The organism is Streptococcus cuniculi (assembly GCF_001921845.1).
Classification (GTDB): Bacteria; Bacillota; Bacilli; order Lactobacillales; family Streptococcaceae; genus Streptococcus; species Streptococcus cuniculi.
On the sequence record NZ_MSJM01000008.1, the window covers coordinates 1 to 16,081 of the forward strand.

The 16,081-nt window shown below is 40.9% G+C and carries 17 protein-coding genes; 10 read left to right on the forward strand and 7 right to left on the reverse strand.

The window, feature by feature from the left end:
- Nucleotides 1-197 precede the first annotated feature (197 nt).
- Nucleotides 198-1,052 (forward strand): cation diffusion facilitator family transporter, encoded by an 855-nt coding sequence (locus BU202_RS08675; RefSeq protein ID WP_075105390.1) that lies wholly within the window; start codon nt 198-200, stop codon nt 1,050-1,052.
- Nucleotides 1,053-1,335: 283 nt separating this feature from the next.
- Here BU202_RS08675 and BU202_RS08680 read toward each other — a convergent pair whose 3' ends face one another.
- Nucleotides 1,336-1,908, reverse strand: coding sequence for an LOG family protein (locus BU202_RS08680; RefSeq protein ID WP_075105391.1), 573 nt, complete (start codon nt 1,906-1,908; stop codon nt 1,336-1,338).
- A complete protein-coding gene (locus BU202_RS08685) occupies nt 1,905-2,225 on the reverse strand; it encodes a MazG nucleotide pyrophosphohydrolase domain-containing protein (protein ID WP_075105392.1) in 321 nt (106 codons plus the stop codon). Before BU202_RS08685 ends, BU202_RS08680 begins: the two co-directional genes overlap by 4 nt.
- An 832-nt stretch (nt 2,226-3,057) precedes the next feature.
- Here BU202_RS08685 and BU202_RS08690 point away from each other — a divergent pair.
- A complete protein-coding gene (locus BU202_RS08690) occupies nt 3,058-3,714 on the forward strand; it encodes an endonuclease III domain-containing protein (protein ID WP_075105393.1) in 657 nt (218 codons plus the stop codon).
- Nucleotides 3,715-3,717: 3 nt separating this feature from the next.
- A complete protein-coding gene (locus BU202_RS08695; RefSeq protein WP_075105394.1) occupies nt 3,718-4,290 on the forward strand; it encodes a DNA-3-methyladenine glycosylase in 573 nt (190 codons plus the stop codon).
- Between the two features lie 81 nt (nt 4,291-4,371).
- Here the strand turns inward: BU202_RS08695 and BU202_RS08700 are convergent, their stop codons facing one another.
- On the reverse strand, nt 4,372-4,719 hold the full coding sequence (locus BU202_RS08700; protein WP_075105395.1) for a helix-turn-helix domain-containing protein: 348 nt from the start codon (nt 4,717-4,719) through the stop codon (nt 4,372-4,374).
- A gap of 167 nt (nt 4,720-4,886) precedes the next feature.
- Here BU202_RS08700 and BU202_RS08705 point away from each other — a divergent pair, with 167 nt between their 5' ends.
- Both BU202_RS08705 and BU202_RS08710 read left to right on the forward strand, forming a co-directional pair.
- Entirely contained in the window at nt 4,887-5,987 is a 1,101-nt protein-coding gene (locus tag BU202_RS08705; protein ID WP_075105396.1) for a hypothetical protein, read from the forward strand.
- 36 nt (nt 5,988-6,023) lie between these two features.
- On the forward strand, nt 6,024-6,578 hold the full coding sequence (locus tag BU202_RS08710; protein ID WP_075105397.1) for a hypothetical protein: 555 nt from the start codon (nt 6,024-6,026) through the stop codon (nt 6,576-6,578).
- A gap of 147 nt (nt 6,579-6,725) precedes the next feature.
- Here the strand turns inward: BU202_RS08710 and rpmG are convergent, their stop codons facing one another.
- The 3 genes from rpmG to BU202_RS08725 all read right to left on the reverse strand — a co-directional run bounded on the left by rpmG (nt 6,726) and on the right by BU202_RS08725 (nt 7,860).
- On the reverse strand, nt 6,726-6,875 hold the full coding sequence (gene rpmG / locus BU202_RS08715) for a 50S ribosomal protein L33 (protein WP_002262412.1): 150 nt from the start codon (nt 6,873-6,875) through the stop codon (nt 6,726-6,728).
- A 15-nt stretch (nt 6,876-6,890) separates the two neighbouring features.
- Nucleotides 6,891-7,073: a 50S ribosomal protein L32 gene (gene rpmF, locus BU202_RS08720; protein ID WP_075105398.1), complete on the reverse strand. Its 183-nt coding sequence runs from the start codon at nt 7,071-7,073 to the stop codon at nt 6,891-6,893.
- Between the two features lie 244 nt (nt 7,074-7,317).
- On the reverse strand, nt 7,318-7,860 hold the full coding sequence (locus BU202_RS08725) for a GNAT family N-acetyltransferase (protein ID WP_075105399.1): 543 nt from the start codon (nt 7,858-7,860) through the stop codon (nt 7,318-7,320).
- A gap of 142 nt (nt 7,861-8,002) precedes the next feature.
- Here BU202_RS08725 and hisS point away from each other — a divergent pair, with 142 nt between their 5' ends.
- The 4 genes from hisS to BU202_RS08750 all read left to right on the forward strand — a co-directional run bounded on the left by hisS (nt 8,003) and on the right by BU202_RS08750 (nt 14,178).
- Nucleotides 8,003-9,283, forward strand: coding sequence for a histidine--tRNA ligase (gene hisS / locus BU202_RS08730; protein ID WP_075105400.1), 1,281 nt, complete (start codon nt 8,003-8,005; stop codon nt 9,281-9,283).
- 1,062 nt (nt 9,284-10,345) lie between these two features.
- Nucleotides 10,346-12,994, forward strand: a complete 2,649-nt coding sequence (adhE, locus tag BU202_RS08740) for a bifunctional acetaldehyde-CoA/alcohol dehydrogenase (protein WP_075105402.1) — start codon at nt 10,346-10,348, stop codon at nt 12,992-12,994.
- Nucleotides 12,995-13,534: 540 nt separating this feature from the next.
- On the forward strand, nt 13,535-13,846 hold the full coding sequence (locus BU202_RS08745) for a PTS sugar transporter subunit IIB (RefSeq protein WP_075105403.1): 312 nt from the start codon (nt 13,535-13,537) through the stop codon (nt 13,844-13,846).
- 20 nt (nt 13,847-13,866) lie between these two features.
- Nucleotides 13,867-14,178, forward strand: a complete 312-nt coding sequence (locus BU202_RS08750; protein WP_075105404.1) for a PTS sugar transporter subunit IIA — start codon at nt 13,867-13,869, stop codon at nt 14,176-14,178.
- A gap of 89 nt (nt 14,179-14,267) precedes the next feature.
- Here BU202_RS08750 and BU202_RS08755 read toward each other — a convergent pair whose 3' ends face one another.
- The gene (locus BU202_RS08755) at nt 14,268-14,978 is read right to left on the reverse strand and encodes a GntR family transcriptional regulator (protein WP_075105405.1); all 711 of its coding nucleotides are present in this window, start codon (nt 14,976-14,978) and stop codon (nt 14,268-14,270) included.
- A gap of 165 nt (nt 14,979-15,143) precedes the next feature.
- Here BU202_RS08755 and BU202_RS08760 point away from each other — a divergent pair, with 165 nt between their 5' ends.
- On the forward strand, nt 15,144-16,067 hold the full coding sequence (locus BU202_RS08760; RefSeq protein WP_075105406.1) for a DUF7916 family protein: 924 nt from the start codon (nt 15,144-15,146) through the stop codon (nt 16,065-16,067).
- Nucleotides 16,068-16,081 lie beyond the last annotated feature (14 nt).

Consider the following 16,081-nt stretch of genomic DNA (forward strand, 5'->3'; position numbering starts at 1 on the left):
GAAATACGATTTCTTCGTCCGTCTCCCTAATTTTCTGTCGATTTTTTAACGCTCTTATATCATGTTATTTGAATGCGAGCTAAAATCTCGGAAAATAGACGAGCCGTCCTAGAAATACGATTTCTTCATCCGTCTCCCTAATTTTCTGTCGATTTTTTAACGCTCTTATATCATACCTTAATTCGGAGGAAAAAGATATGCCCGCCCATAAGAACATTTGGATTGCCTGTTGTCTGAACCTGGCCTTTGCTCTTCTTGAAGCAGTCTGTGGTCTCGTCTTTCATTCAAGTTTGATTCTGGCTGATGCTGTCCATGACCTTGGCGATGCCCTAGCTATCGGTCTTTCAGCTGTGGTTGAGACCCATGCAAGAAAGAAAGCCGATACTCGCTACACCTTGGGCTACAAACGCTACAGTTTATTAGGAGCGCTCCTTGTCTCTGGCATTCTCATTGTAGGCTCTATCCTAGTGAGCATTGAAAATATTCCCAAACTCTTTGCACCAGAAAAGGTAGACCACCAAGGCATGTTTTTCCTAGCGATTGCGGCGATTATTGTGAATCTTGTTGCCAAGGGGATTGTAGAAAAAGGGCATACCCAGCATGAAAAAATCCTCAGCCTGCATTTCCTAGAAGACATTTTGGGATGGTGCCTAGTCCTTGTGCTGGCTATTGTGTTCCGCTTTACAGACTGGTATATCCTAGATCCTCTCTTCTCCCTTCTGATTGCTGGCTTTATCTTGTATAAGGCTCTTGGCCAATTCTGGGAGAATTTGGCTATCTGCCTAGAAGCAAGTCCCAAGGAGGTGGATAGGGAAAAAATAGTGACAGAATTGTGTCAGATTGCAGCTGTAGAGGCAGTGTTGCAATTGCAAATCTGGACCTTGGACGGACGAGAACATTGTGCCATGCTACATTTGCAGGTGGAAGAGCAGGAGCAGATGCCAGAAAGCAAGAAATTGGCCCGCTCTATCTTACACAGGTATGGAATTTATCAGATGAGCATTGAATGCGACAGCAGTATGGAGGAGCACCAAGCACATACGCAGTGGTGAGAAAAGCCTAGGGAGTAGCCTAGCCTTATCCTAATCCTTTCTCAATCCACTCTATAAATGTTGAGCTAAGTCTCAACATTTCCGAAGCGAAGAGTAGCTGATGAGGCTCGCTCCGCTCGCCAAAATCGAAAAATCGAATGGCAAGTCGAAAGTGACGATGTATCAAAGTTCATTCATTGGACTATAACTTGTTTAAATAGATCTTGGGTTGGTCTAGGTTCTGCGTCAATCTGCTACACCTATGAAACGTAACGAGATAAGGGAGTTTAATCCCACTCCCTTTTTAAGATTCTGATCGATATTCACGTGCTGCGGGCGGTTGATAGGTTGCGATAAATTGTTCCATTTCCTCCACATTATCCGAAAAAAGAGTCTTTTCACGATCTTCTTGAGTCAAAAATCCTGCGCTTACCATGGTATCAAAGAATTGTTCTAAGGCCTGATAGTAGCCTGCGATGTTAAAGAGAATGCAGGGCTTGTCGTTTTTTCCAATCCTTGCCCAGGAGATGACCTCGCTGATTTCTTCCAAGGTGCCAGGCCCTCCAGGCAGTGCGATAAAGACGTCCGCATACTGAATTAAAGCGAGCTTGCGTTCAGACATAGTCTCAACGGTATGGAGTTCTGATAGGCGGGGGTGAGCGAGCTCACGTTCTTTGAGAAATTCTGGAATGATGCCAATCACCCGTCCACCGTGTGCCAGAACCGTATCAGCAACCAAACCCATAAGACCCGTATTACCACCGCCATAGACCAGAGTATGTCCCCGTTCTCCAATCCACTTCCCAAGGGCAATCGTTCCCTCTTGGTAGATAGGGTCCTGCCCCAAACTTGCTCCACAATAAACCGTTACTTTCATTGTCCCTTAAACCTTTCTTCTAATTTTTCCTTGTGACTGGTCATGATGTCTTCAAGCGAAATCTGGTAGGTATCCGCGATGATAAAGAGGTTGTCCAGAACATCGCCTAACTCCTCACGAATGTGGCCGAGATTTTCTTCCTGATTGCTGATGGGTTCATCTGGCCGATCACGCCCAATCTCCATTTTCCGAATAGCCTGCGCCAACTCTCCCACTTCCTCGCAGAGAAAATTAGTCCGAATAAAGGGATTGTAGGCGTACCAATTGCGCTCCTTGTAAAACTTGCTGACCCAATCCTGATATTCCCGAATGTCCATTTTTGCCTCCTAACGATAGTTGCTAGTATTATAGCACGAGTGGATAAGAATAGCGAGTGAGAAGAGATGGTTATCTATGTGTTTTATAGGACCCCGGCCTTGAAATATAGTCTTTTGAATGAGCTTTGATACATCGTCACTTTCGGCTTGCCGTACTCCTAGTCAATGAAAATCAAGAGCAGACTAGGCGATGCCGATGCAGATAGAACTGAAGTTCATCAAACCAAGTCAACAAGGTCTGCTTTGGATTTTCGAAGAGTATCAAGTACTGCCTGCGTCTTTCGGTTCCTTGTCTGAAAGTTCATTCATTTGACTATAGTTGACAAATTACAGGATTAATGCCATAATAAGGTTACTGAGGTACGTTCATAGCAACGCCAAAGCCCATAGGTATCGTTACTACCTACGGGCTTTTTAGATGAACGGGCGTTTTTAGGCTGACAACACTAGTTGTCCTTGCTATCCAGCCATTTGCAGATGAAATAGAGCAATATACCGGATATTATATCTGCTATGATAGCAAGTAAGACGTCTGAGGTTACGTCCATGTGCAACACCTCCTTTCCAGCAACAGGACTGCTCAAGGTTAAGCATTGCTTAAGTATTATACCATGAACAGATAGTAAGAGTAAGGGGGTGGCTATTCAGCAACGCGAACATTAGGAGCCGATTATTCATGTACACAGCTAAAAAACTATGGTAAAATACGAATAGAAAGGATGTCAAGAAGCTATTTATCCTTTCTTAGAGTTATGGTTGGAGACTGATCCAGCTTAGGATAATACTGGCCAAGAATATCTCAAGCAGGGTCGCGCGATTGAGTGGAATAAAAATGAACAAGAATGAGCAAATTTTATGGAAGATTTTCCAAGCATTAGATTGTTTTTTTGATCCGTTGGGATGGTATCCTGGTGATAGTCCGATAGAAAAAGTTATCGGCATGATTTTAGTTCAAAACACTAGCTTTACGACCGTCCGCTACTCGATTGACAATCTAAAAGACTGTCTTTCCATTGAGGCCATGCTTCATTTACCACTAGAAGAGTTGCAGGAAAAAATCAATCCAAGTGGTTTTTATGTCCAAAAGAGCCTTGCGATACGGGAAGTCTTGACTTTGATAGACTCCTATGGTGGCTTTGAGGAGATAAAGAATGTGCATCCAGCATCATTTCGAAACAGGCTTGTATCCATTAAAGGAATTGGCAATGAAACCGCAGATGTCATCTTGTTATATCTAGCACAGGATAAACGGTTTATTTCTGATGCCTACGCTAGAAGAATACTGGGGCGTTGTCTCGGCATGGAGTTCAAGCATTACAATGACATGCCACAGATTAGGGAGTATTATATAAAAAGGCTATCCATCGGTCAATTGCAGCAATTTCATGCGATGATTGATGAATTGGGCGGAAGGATTTGTAGGAAAAAGCCTAGGTGTTCCTTGTGTCCGTTGAAAGCAGATTGCTTGTTTCATAATGTAGGTGGTTGATATATGGAAAATCAGTTTGAATATCTAATGGCGCATGATACGATTGCTACAGCAAAAGCATTACTTGGGATGGAGTTGTATGTAGGCGAGTGTTTCATTGGTAGAATTGTAGAGACAGAGGCCTATGTAGGAGTAAAGGACAGTGCTTCGCACAGCGCAGGAGGTAGGCGGACCAAGAAAAATGAATCCATGTATCTGGAGGCCGGGCATTGGTATGTATATCAAGTTCATGGGCATAACATGCTAAATTTGGTGACAAAAGAAAGAGATGTGCCAGAGGCAGTATTGATTCGTGCCTTAGAAGTGGACGGCGATATTCCCCAAGCCAACGGCCCTGGAAAATTAACTCGCCGCGCCAATATCACCAAGGTCTTTGATGGTCAGCCCATCGATCAATGTGACTTGTATCTCAAAGCGGGCGCAACGCCCGTGCACATTGAGCAGCGCGCTCGAATCGGGGTAACATGCACAGATAAGTGGAGAGAAGCACCGCTTTGCTTTTATGTTCGAGGTAATCGACATGTTTCGAAAATAAAGAAAAAAGGCTTGCTGCCAGACGAAGAGACCTGGCGGTGAGGAGAAGAAAAATGGCTCTTTCATGTAGTCATCGGAAGGTGAAGAGAGTTTTTAGATAAAAAAGACCGCTAGGATAATATCTTAGCGGTTTGGTTTATCTTTGACAGTTTTTATTAGGAGCTGAAAGGCTTCTAGAAGTTGTTCTTGACTTGCTTTGGGTAATTCAGCAAGTTGGTCAGCTAATGTTTCTAATTGGGGATTTTGAGGGGTAACACGGCTTTCAAATAGAACTGAAGGTGCAGTATCTAAAGCTGTTAAGATTTTCTCAAGTGTATCAATTTTGATATTTGATCCCTTGGTTTCAAGGTTTGAAATATAGTCAATACCAACGCCGGCTCTTTCGCTTAACTGTTGTTGACTTAGACCTTGTTCTTTGCGAATTAGGCGAATTCTACGTCCTATATAATTTTGTAATTGGATTGATTTCATGTAACACCTCATCTATAAATCAATGATACAGGTATTTAAACTATAAAATAACCATGTTTTAAGCAAAAAAATACAAAAAATTAGTCCATAAACAAAATTTTGTGGTAAAATAGTCTATAAAAGGGAGAGTATGATGGTATTCTCTCAAATAAAAAAAGGAGTTTAATATGAAAACAAGGCGGTGGATTACTCTACTTACTACTGGAATTTTAGCAACTACTTTGTTAATAGCTTGCTCACCTAAACAAGAGTCGGCAGAACAGCCATCTATGGATTCATCATCAGAAGTCTCAATTTCAACTAGCGAATCATCTTCAGATACAGAGCAATCTAGTTTCAATGCTGATGATTACCTAACGATTGATACTAGTAAAATTACTGATTTTGAGTTATCACCAATGGTTAAGAGTGCAGTTGGAACGTATTCGGGGGTAGTTGCTAATAGCTGGTCAACGAAAGAATATCAAGTTAAAATCAACGAAGATGGGACTTATTTTATGCTTTCTCGTGAACTTTTTCCACGAGATGAAGAGACTATCCTTCCCAAGGCAGATCCTAGACCGTATCTAGATAGTTCAAATAGACAACAGTCAAAGCAACTTGAAACTACAATTGATGGGAAGTTGTATGAATTTAGTGATTTTCACTTTACTCGTGGTGTGCTAGTTGAGAAGTATGGGCAATTGTATTTCGCTCCCTTAAATGATCAAGATATTTTTCCTTATCTTGATCAAAACGGTAACCTTGATTTTGTCAAAGGGATTCTAGTTAGTACTCTCAGTTATGGGACCTATGATCGCGTTATAGATACAACTTCAGATTATGAAATATTTTTGACAAAGACATTTGATTACTCTAAAACACTACCTGATCCTTCTCCATATTTTGTCATTGATTCTGGAAAGTTGACAATAGACAAAGTTGAAGTACCTAAATCATCAAATGTAGATTCTTTCTTAACAACAAACTTAAATAATAGTTTTGCTAAAGAAAAAATCTTGAAACAAATTGAGAGTGCTAATGATGTTTTGCAATTTGCAAGAAGTAAAGTACCTATCGACACCTACACGATTAAAGCATTGAGTGATTTTTCAGATGTCTACACTAGTGATAATCAACGGATTAATGCTAAATATGCTGTTACACTTAAGGATGAGAAGCATACGCTTACAGCGTATGATGAAACAGAAATTTATGTCTATTATGAAGGAACAATCTATTACGGTAAGGAATTAAATGGAAAATTTGTTCTTGATGGAGCAATTTAAAATAAAAATAAATAAAATAGAAGAGGAAAATATAAAATGCAAGTTACTAAAGAAATTGAAAAGTTATTCGCTGTATCAGTGGCAACGCCTTGGATTAAAGGAAAAATGGATGTTGATGCGCATAATGTCATGATTGATATTCCAAATACAGTATTATTTGGTCTTGTACCTGCTGGTCGTCGTAAGCACACAACACCATTGGGGAATGTTTCCAATGTTTATACAAGTAGTTCTTACAAATTGGGGCGTATGTTAGGAGGTTTAGTTCTTTGTTTGCTAGGTTTTAGTATGTTTGGAGAAAGTTTTTTAGGTGGTCTAATTATTTTGGCTATCGGTGGTTTGGTTATTGCTTCAGGTATTATTACCGTTTTTCGTTATGAAAATAATGGGCGTTCCGTTACAATTCCGCTACCATTCTTTGAAGCACATCATGCTCAAGATTTCGCTGATAAGGTTATCGCACAAATTAACAAATATAATGATGATCGAAATGTTTTTATTAACAATCAATTAAGCGCTCAACTGATTAATAACCAAAACGTTCAATCTACTCAACAAATTATAGAGGCGCTTAAAAATAAGGATAGTTAATTGACACATCTTTTTATAGTTAATTATAAGAAAAAACTCTAGCCGTGAAAGCTAGAGTTTTGCTTTTGAATATAGTTTTTTTATTTCACAAAAAAGTAGTCAAAAAGCCTTTGAAACGTTGATTTCATAGGCTTTTGGTTTACTCAATTATTTAACTTCAGTAAAAATCACGTGTTTACGCAATTTTGGTGAGTATTTTTTCAATTGAAGACGGTCTGGAGTGTTACGTTTGTTTTTAGAAGTAAGGTACAAGCGTTCACCAGATTCTTTGTGTTCAAGTGTAATGTTTACGCGCATGGTATCTCCCTTCTATTATTCAGCTGCAGCAGCTTTAGCGATTTTACGTCCTTTGTAGTATCCTTTCAAAGATACACGGTGAGAACGTGAGTAATCTCCAGTAGTTTCGTCAAATTTCACAGTTGGAGCTGTCAATTTGTAGTGTGTGCGACGTTTGTTTTTCTTCGCTTTTGATGTGCGACGTGCAGGTACTGCCATTTCTTTCTATCCTCCGTTATAAGTGGTACGAGCATAGCTCGTTTCGTTTCATAGTCCGTCTATTTTCACTTATTACGTCGTTCATGCACCTTGCCTAACTCCAGTTATGCCTGCGATACATTGCCTAGTGCTAAATGAAAATAGAAAGACTATCCTATTCATTTGGCTTTTGCCAACTGTACTAGAATATCATATTTCTTTTGTAAAGTAAAGTTACTTGACAGATTTTTTTCAAAAAAATCGTTTACATGTGTCCATCAGGTGCTGATTGAATCCAGTAGCGTTCCATGGTATCACCATCAGGCGACAACCTCTGGTCTTCGTAGCGACAATGAGGCTGGGCTAGAATTGTTTTTCTGGAAGCGACGTTCCAAGTTGCGCAAGTCACTAAAACCTCTGATAATCCTAAATTTCGACAAAAATCTAGCGCTTGTGCGAGTTGAACTTTTGCAAGGCCTTTTCCTTGTTCGCTCGGTGCAATAGAGTAGCCGATATGACCAGCTGTATTCACTAGGAAATCCTGCTTGATATGATGGCGGATATTGACAATCCCAATGATTTTATCTTCATTTTGACGTTTGAAAACAAGGGTTGTTGAGGGGGCGCGGTCAGGACGTGGTTGTTCTTCTTGTTGCTTGATGTGGACGAGCCACTCTTTGAGTATAGGCATTTCCATCAAACGTGAACCACCGTTTAGATGTTGGTGCTTTTCTACAAATTCCTGCTTAAACTGCTCAAGGAAAGGTAGGTCTTTTTCAGTAGGCTTGTTGAGATAGTAGGTTTCCATGCTAATCCCCTTTCTGGCAAATAGTATCTTTTAGTATAGCAAGTCTGGGACATCTTGTCTAGGAACTCTGAAGTCTGTCTTTTCTTGTCCCCTGAAATGTGATAAAATAGGGGGAATGATACTCTGAAAAGGATAGAAACACATGAAATTACAAAAACCTAAAGGAACCCAAGATATTTTACCAAAAGAATCCGCCAAGTGGCAGTACGTAGAAGACTTTGCCCGTAAAACCTTTGGCAAGTACAACTACCAAGAAATTCGCACGCCGATTTTTGAGCATTATGAGGTAATTAGCCGCTCAGTTGGAGATACGACAGACATCGTCAGCAAGGAAATGTATGATTTCTACGACAAGGGTGACCGCCACATCACGCTTCGTCCTGAAGGAACAGCTCCTGTGGTGCGTTCTTATGTAGAAAATAAGCTCTTTGCTCCCGAGGTGCAAAAGCCAGTCAAGCTGTATTATATGGGCTCCATGTTCCGTTATGAGCGCCCGCAGGCAGGGCGTCTGCGTGAGTTTCACCAGATCGGGGTGGAGTGTTTTGGCTCTAGCAATCCTGCGACAGATGTGGAAACCATTGCAATGGCGGCACAGTTCTTCAAGGAAATCGGCATTCAAAATATGACCCTGCACTTGAACACCTTGGGAAGTAGCGCGAGCCGCGCAGCTTATCGTCAAGCTTTGATTGACTATTTGACACCGCTCAAGGAAAGTTTATCAAAAGACAGCCAGCGCCGTTTGGAAGAAAATCCGCTGCGTGTCCTCGATAGCAAGGAAAAAGAGGACAAGGTGGCGGTTGAGAATGCGCCGTCTATCTTGGACTACTTGGACGAGGAAAGCCAAGCGCATTTTGACAGCGTCCGTGAGATGCTAGAGGCCGTGGGCATTGACTATGTGATCAATACCAATATGGTTCGTGGGCTCGATTACTACAACCACACGATTTTTGAGTTTGTAACCGAGATTGCTGGTAGCGAATTGACCATCTGTGCAGGCGGTCGCTATGATGGTTTGGTAGAGTATTTTGGCGGTCCAGCAACGCCAGGGTTTGGCTTTGGAATGGGACTTGAGCGTCTGCTCTTGGTGCTTGAAAAGCAGGGAGTAGAGCTTCCAGTAGCAGAGGAGTTGGATGTTTATATCGCTGTTTTAGGCCAAGAAGTCAATGGCAAGGCTTTAGAATTGACCCAAGCTCTGCGCAATCAAGGTTTCAAGGCAGAGCGTGACTACCTAGGCCGCAAGCTCAAAGCCCAGTTCAAATCCGCTGATCAACTGCAAGCGACTGCGGTCATTGCTCTTGGCGAAAGCGAAGTAGAGCAGGGACAAGTAACTGTAAAAAACAACCAAACGCGGGAAGAAATAACGGTAGGTCTAGACGAACTGCAAACCAACTTTAAAGAAATATTTGACAAGATTGTTCACTAATTGAAAGGGGCTGAAAAATGAAAAAGGTTTTACAAGTTTCACTCTTGTTTATAGCTTTGTTTTTCATCAATCTATTGGTGTTCAAACTGCTTTCTAGTATGGGCTTTACTGTCGTTATGAGTGAAACTAGTTACGTACTTCCTCCTCTATTTTCTACTATCGTTTTGGTTCTTGTTTTCCCCCCCCAAAAAAAAAGGAAGTGAATATGAGAAATGAGATACCATCGTTCTCTATTTTTACATGAAGAAAAGCTGTTCATTCAGCTTTTTTCTTTTGGAGCGATTATCAGTCATGTTGAGCCGAGATGGGCTTGATAAAAAATTTTTAAGAGTATTTTAAAATTATATATTTTATAAAACTTTTCATTATTGATATCACAACCGGTATCATTTTAAAAGGAGTTGGATATGAAGAAAACATTAGTCACTAAACATTCAAAACAGGGGCGGGGACAAAAGTGCCCAACCTCCTTATTTTTATAATTTGAGCAACTTGACGCAGTAGTTGTCGGGCTTGTAAAACATTGATAAATCAATATTCTATTAGAAGAGGCTAGCGAACGATTCTTCGCTAGCCTTATTTCCAACCTTCCACAATTCTCGATTGTGGAAGCAAGTCAACCTTGCGGATATCAACAGTCAGGGGAGTGACTGTTGATACCCGAGCTTAGAAACTAGAGAGCGAGGACAGTCAGGGGAGTGACTGTTGATACCCGAGCTTAGAAACTAGAGAGCGAGGACAGTCAGGGGAGTGACTGTTGATACCCGAGCCTAGAAACTAGAGAGCGAGGACTACAAAATCGATTTCTACGAAATCACGATTTTTGTCCCACTCCCTGTTTTTTTATTTGTGAAATAAAAAAAGTTTGAGAAAAAAATCACAATATCGAAGTGAAAATCGTTATGTTGCGGGGTATTTAAAAAAACAATCACAAAATTTCAATAAAAAATTTGTGAAATCTTTAACAAAGTCTTTACAAACTGCAAGAAAAAGTGTAGAATATATTTGTGAAAAAGTTAACAAACAAAAAGTTAACAGAAAACAATTTTGGAGGAACCATAGATGGCTGAGAAAAAAGTATCACCAGAGGAAAAATTAGCAGAAGCTCGTGCACATGTAGATGGGCTTGTTCAAAAAGGCTTGGTTGCCCTTGAAGAGTTTCGTCAATTGAACCAAGAGCAGGTAGACTATATCGTTGCAAAAGCATCCGTAGCAGCTCTTGATCAACACGGTGTCTTGGCTCAACACGCTCAAGAAGAAACAGGACGTGGGGTCTTTGAAGATAAGGCTACCAAAAACTTGTTTGCTTGTGAGCACGTTGTCAACAACATGCGTGGTGTGAAAACAGTTGGGGTCATTGAAGATGATGAAGTGACAGGTTTGACCTTGATTGCAGAGCCAGTAGGTGTCATCTGTGGTGTAACGCCAACTACGAACCCGACTTCAACAGCAATCTTTAAATCATTGATTGCCCTTAAAACGCGTAATCCAATTATCTTTGCCTTCCACCCATCTGCTCAAGAATCTTCTGCGCATGCAGCGCGCATCGTCTATGAAGCAGCGGTGGCAGCAGGAGCACCTGAAAACTGTATCCAATGGATTACCAAACCATCTATGGAAGCAACTTCTGAGTTGATGAAACATGACGGCATCGCAACAATCCTTGCAACAGGTGGTAATGCCATGGTGCGTGCGGCTTACTCATGTGGAAAACCAGCTCTTGGGGTAGGTGCGGGGAACGTACCAGCCTATGTTGAAAAATCAGCCAATATCCGCCAAGCAGCCCATGACATCGTGATGTCTAAATCATTTGACAATGGGATGGTCTGTGCCTCTGAGCAAGCGGTGATTATCGATAAAGAAATCTACGATGACTTTGTAAAAGAATTCAAATCTTACCATGTTTACTTTGTCAATAAGAAAGAAAAAGCTCTCCTAGAAGAGTTCTGCTTTGGTGCCAAAGCCAACAGCAAAAACTGTGGCGAAGCAAAATTGAATGCGGACATCGTTGGGAAACCAGCGGCATGGATTGCAGAGCAAGCAGGATTTAAGGTACCAGAAGGAACAAATATCCTTGCTGCTGAAGTTGCAGAAGTAGGACCAAATGAGCCATTGACTCGTGAAAAACTCTCACCAGTTATCGCTGTTTTGAAATCAGAATCTCGTGAAGATGGTATGGAAAAAGCCAGCCAAATGGTTGAATTTAATGGTCTTGGACACTCTGCTGCTATCCATACAGAAGATGAAGATTTGGCAAAAGAATTTGGAACACGCGTCAAAGCTATCCGTGTCATCTGGAACTCTCCATCTACCTTCGGTGGAATCGGTGATGTTTACAATGCCTTCCTCCCATCATTGACACTCGGTTGTGGTTCATATGGCCGTAACTCAATCAGTGATAACGTAAGTGCTTTGAACTTATTGAACATTAAAAAAGTGGGAAGACGGAGAAATAATATGCAATGGTTTAAAGTTCCATCAAAAATTTACTTTGAACGTGATTCAATTCAATACCTCCAAAAAATGGCGGGCGTTGAACGTGTCATGATTGTGGCAGATGAATTGATTGTCAAACTCGGCTTTGTTCAACGTGTCATCGAACAGTTGCAATTGCGCACCAATAAAGTCATGTACACAGTGTTCTCAGATATTGAGCCAGATCCAGATATTACCACTGTTGAACGCGGTGCAGAGGCGATGAAATCATTCGCGCCAGATACCATTATTGCCATCGGTGGTGGTTCGGTAATGGATGCTGCGAAGATTATGTGGCTCTTCTATGAACAACCAGAAGTGGACTTCCGCGACTTGGTACAAAAATTCATGGATATCCGTAAACGTGCCTTCCGCTTCCCAGAATTAGGTCAAAAAGCCAAATACGTTGGTATCCCAACAACATCTGGTACAGGTTCAGAAGTGACACCGTTTGCCGTTATCTCTGATAAGAAGAACAACCGCAAATACCCACTTGCTGACTACTCATTGACCCCAACAATTGCGATTGTAGACCCAGCTCTTGTCTTGACTGTTCCAGGATTTGTAGCAGCAGATACTGGTATGGACGTCTTGACCCACGCGACAGAAGCCTACGTATCACAAATGGCCAATGACTATACAGACGGTATTGCGCTTCAAGCCATCAAACTCGTCTTTGAAAACCTTGAAAACTCTGTGAAGAATGCAGACTTTGCTTCTCGTGAGAAAATGCATAACGCTTCTACAATGGCTGGTATGGCCTTTGCCAATGCCTTCCTTGGAATTTCTCACTCGATTGCCCACAAGCTCGGTGGACGTTTCCACACTGTGCACGGTCGTACCAATGCCATCTTGCTTCCATACGTTATCCGTTACAACGGTACACGTCCAGCTAAGGCTGCAACATGGCCTAAATACAACTACTACCGTGCAGATGAGCGCTACCAAGAAATTGCTCGTATGCTAGGCTTGCCAGCTTCAACTCCAGAAGAAGCAGTAGAATCATACGCAAAAGCAGTCTACGACCTTGGTGAACGTGTCGGCATCAAGATGAACTTGAAAGAACAAGGCGTTGATGAAAAAGAATTGAAGAAATACTCACGCGAGTTGGCTCTTCTTGCCTACGAAGATCAATGTACGCCTGCGAATCCGCGCCTTCCAATGGTAGATCACATGCAAGAAATCATTGAGGATGCTTACTACGGCTACAAAGAACGCCCAGGTCGCATCAAATAATCGTGATCGTTCCCCAATAAAATAGATAGGGAGTGGGACAAAAATCGTGATTTCGAAGAAATCGATTATCCTCACTCCTTTATTTCTAGGTTCGGGCTAAAATAATCCACTGGATTATTTTACTCCCACCCCCGCAAGGTTGACTAGGTTTGTAGAACGTTGATAAATCAACATTCTACAAACCAGACAACTACTGCGTCAAACTGTTAAAACTATGTAACGTAACGAGGTAAGAGACTTTTGTCCCTGCCTCTATTTTTAGTGGTAGAAAGTAGTCTGGGTAGACTAGTGACCAAAGGAGTGGCCAGGTACTCCCTAAAACGATAAGAAGGGATGAGAATCATTGAGATAGTACCTTGTAATCTCTGTACCTGACTTTTTGTTCCATACGGATGACTTGTCTTTTCTTAGTGTGATGTTTATCTCGCTTTGTTCGCTAAGAAAACGACCATCTTTTTAGTAAAAAACTTGCTTTATTTTTATGAAAGCGTTATACTTGTTATAACAACTTGTCGAAAAAATCAATAAAGGAGTTTACTTATGAAGCGAATTGTATTAGCATGCTCTGCTGGGATGAGCACTAGTTTATTAGTGACTAAAATGCAGGAGGCTGCTCAAGCTCAACAGTTTGAAGCAATTATTTATGCTGTTTCGGTCAGCGAGTTAATTTTAGAAATCGAAAAGAATCCAGCGGATTTGATCTTATTGGGCCCACAGGTCAGCTATATGGAAGAAGAATTGAAAAATGATTCACATCTAGCTCATATTCCGATTGCTGTCATCAATATGATGGATTATGGCATGATGAACGGTGCCAAAGTTATTGAAATGGCGAAAACATTGTTGGAATAGAAGAAAAGGATTGTATCTAAATGAATATTAGTCAAAAAGATTTAGAAATCATCATGCAGTTAATCATGTACAGTGGTGAAGCCAAGGGGCTTGCTATGAAAGCAATTCAGGAAGCTAAGCGGGGAGACAAAGGCAAAGCAGATGAATTGATGAAGCAAGGGCATCAGACCTTAGTGAAGGCGCACCAAGCGCAGACAAGTATGCTTACTCAAGAAGCGGCAGGCGAGGAAATCCCTATTCAATTATTAACAATTCACAGTCAGGATCATTTAATGAATACCATTACGTTTCTTGATTTAGCCAAGGAAATCATCGAATTGTACAATCGTTAACAAGCGTAAAAAAACAAAGACGACTTACTCAATTTTGAGCAGTCGTTTTTGTTTATGTTTTTTCGTCAGACGAGATAGAAGGTCATGTCCTATTGGTTTGACCAAAGGAAATTCGTATAGGCAAATTGATGGATGAGAATGGTTCGTGTAGAAATTAAAATGAGTTCATTGTTATGACTGTAAAATGATTTTTTTAGCTTTAAGGCATCGTTGACGGGTGACGTGGAGGAGAAGGAGGTTATATCATAAGATTCTTCAATAGCTTTGATAAGAATTTCTCCGTCGCGAATGGCTTGATCAAATCCAAATTCTGATAGATAATCTGCTGTTAAAAATGGGAAGCAGTGTTCTTTTATAATAATCGTTTCTTTTGCAATAACCTCGGCGTTTAATTGGTGTTCTAGTTGAATCTTTAACAAGGTTGATGGATGGTGTAAGCCAAAGAGCTGTTTTAAAGCTAGTGGAGCTTCTATCTTTGAAAAAGAGATGATGTTGGTAGAAAAATCAGAAGATTCTAGCCCGTCATAATGATTTTTGAAGTCGAGAGAATAAAAAGAATTGTGGTTTTCTTGCTTTAAGCTAGAAACAAAGGAGCCTTTGCCTTGGATTCTATAGATATAGCTCCGATTTTCGAGTTCTTGCATGGCTAGGCGGACAGTCGTTCTACTGACTGAGTATTCTTCACCAATTTCTTTTTCTGTTGGGAGCTGGTCATTCGGCGAAAGTTCGTTTTGAATATATTCCACTAAGCTGTCAAATAGTTGATAATAGAGTGATTGTTTCGTTGAAGTGTCCCGCATAGGAGTTCTCCTTAAGCAATTTGTTATGACAATATCATAGCTCTATTATCTGATTTTTTGCTCAAAAAGTCAAAAAAATGACACAAAAGATTGACAGCGCTTGCAATTCGGTGTATACTTAATTTGTCAACAAGTTGTTATAACAAATTTAAAAAGGAGGTTTCTATGGGTAAGCGATTATTGGATTATGTCGCATCTGATTTTTTTAAGGCTTCTCCTATGGATTTAAAGCAAGCTATATTGGCTTCTGAAGGTAGAACCATTATGGCAGAGAATGTTCCGAGTCATAGTTCTTTTTTGGCTGGTGTTTCAAATGCAGAAATTGAAAGAGCAGCAGGGGCTGATTTGATTATGTTCAATGCTTTAGATTTATTCCATCCCGTTATTAAGGAGATTCCAGAAGATATTGGGGAGAATCCGATTGCTTGGATTAAAAGAGCTGTTGGTTGTGGCATTGGTGTCAATTTAGAGCCGGTGGACTTAGAAGCGCAAATGATGGAAACGCGTTCGGAAATTTCGATTGGTAGAATTGTTTCACCTAAAACCTTGAAAAAAGCGAATGAACTGGGCTTTGATTTTATCTGTCTAACTGGCAACCCTGGTACAGGAGTGAGTAATGACTCGATATTTAATGCCTTGGGACTTGCTAAGGAGCACTTTAAAGGCCTGATTGTTGCAGGAAAAATGCATGGAGCAGGCGTTGATGAAGCCGTGATGAATTTGGAAATTGCAAAGCGGTTTATTCACGCAGGGGTTGATATTTTATTAGTACCTGCTCCTTATACTGTCCCTCATTTTATGGAGGCAGATTTGAAGGAAATTGTAGACTATGTTAAGGCGTATAATCAAGGGAAGTCAATTGCGTCTAAGGTTTTGGTGTTGACAGCGAATGGGACAAGTCAAGATTCGGCTGATATTGAAACCATTAAGAAAATTGCTCTAGCTTCCAAAGCATGTGGAGCAGATTTACAACATATTGGTGACTCATTTAATGGAGTTGCCTTGCCAGAAAATATTTTTGCAATGGGACAGGCTATTCGTGGTCGTAGACATCAATTAACGATGTTAGCGCGTTCGGTTATCCGGTAAGTGCAAATAGTTGG

Excerpts from the sequence above, each read along its gene's own strand:
- BU202_RS08675 (WP_075105390.1), top strand. The coding sequence starts at position 198 with ATGCCCGCCCATAAGAACATTTGGATTGCCTGTTGTCTGAACCTGGCC.
- BU202_RS08680 (WP_075105391.1), bottom strand. The coding sequence starts at position 1,908 with ATGAAAGTAACGGTTTATTGTGGAGCAAGTTTGGGGCAGGACCCTATC.
- BU202_RS08685 (WP_075105392.1), bottom strand. The coding sequence starts at position 2,225 with ATGGACATTCGGGAATATCAGGATTGGGTCAGCAAGTTTTACAAGGAG.
- BU202_RS08690 (WP_075105393.1), top strand. The coding sequence starts at position 3,058 with ATGAACAAGAATGAGCAAATTTTATGGAAGATTTTCCAAGCATTAGAT.
- BU202_RS08695 (WP_075105394.1), top strand. The coding sequence starts at position 3,718 with ATGGAAAATCAGTTTGAATATCTAATGGCGCATGATACGATTGCTACA.
- BU202_RS08700 (WP_075105395.1), bottom strand. The coding sequence starts at position 4,719 with ATGAAATCAATCCAATTACAAAATTATATAGGACGTAGAATTCGCCTA.
- BU202_RS08705 (WP_075105396.1), top strand. The coding sequence starts at position 4,887 with ATGAAAACAAGGCGGTGGATTACTCTACTTACTACTGGAATTTTAGCA.
- BU202_RS08710 (WP_075105397.1), top strand. The coding sequence starts at position 6,024 with ATGCAAGTTACTAAAGAAATTGAAAAGTTATTCGCTGTATCAGTGGCA.
- rpmG (WP_002262412.1), bottom strand. The coding sequence starts at position 6,875 with ATGCGCGTAAACATTACACTTGAACACAAAGAATCTGGTGAACGCTTG.
- rpmF (WP_075105398.1), bottom strand. The coding sequence starts at position 7,073 with ATGGCAGTACCTGCACGTCGCACATCAAAAGCGAAGAAAAACAAACGT.
- BU202_RS08725 (WP_075105399.1), bottom strand. The coding sequence starts at position 7,860 with ATGGAAACCTACTATCTCAACAAGCCTACTGAAAAAGACCTACCTTTC.
- hisS (WP_075105400.1), top strand. The coding sequence starts at position 8,003 with ATGAAATTACAAAAACCTAAAGGAACCCAAGATATTTTACCAAAAGAA.
- adhE (WP_075105402.1), top strand. The coding sequence starts at position 10,346 with ATGGCTGAGAAAAAAGTATCACCAGAGGAAAAATTAGCAGAAGCTCGT.
- BU202_RS08745 (WP_075105403.1), top strand. The coding sequence starts at position 13,535 with ATGAAGCGAATTGTATTAGCATGCTCTGCTGGGATGAGCACTAGTTTA.
- BU202_RS08750 (WP_075105404.1), top strand. The coding sequence starts at position 13,867 with ATGAATATTAGTCAAAAAGATTTAGAAATCATCATGCAGTTAATCATG.
- BU202_RS08755 (WP_075105405.1), bottom strand. The coding sequence starts at position 14,978 with ATGCGGGACACTTCAACGAAACAATCACTCTATTATCAACTATTTGAC.
- BU202_RS08760 (WP_075105406.1), top strand. The coding sequence starts at position 15,144 with ATGGGTAAGCGATTATTGGATTATGTCGCATCTGATTTTTTTAAGGCT.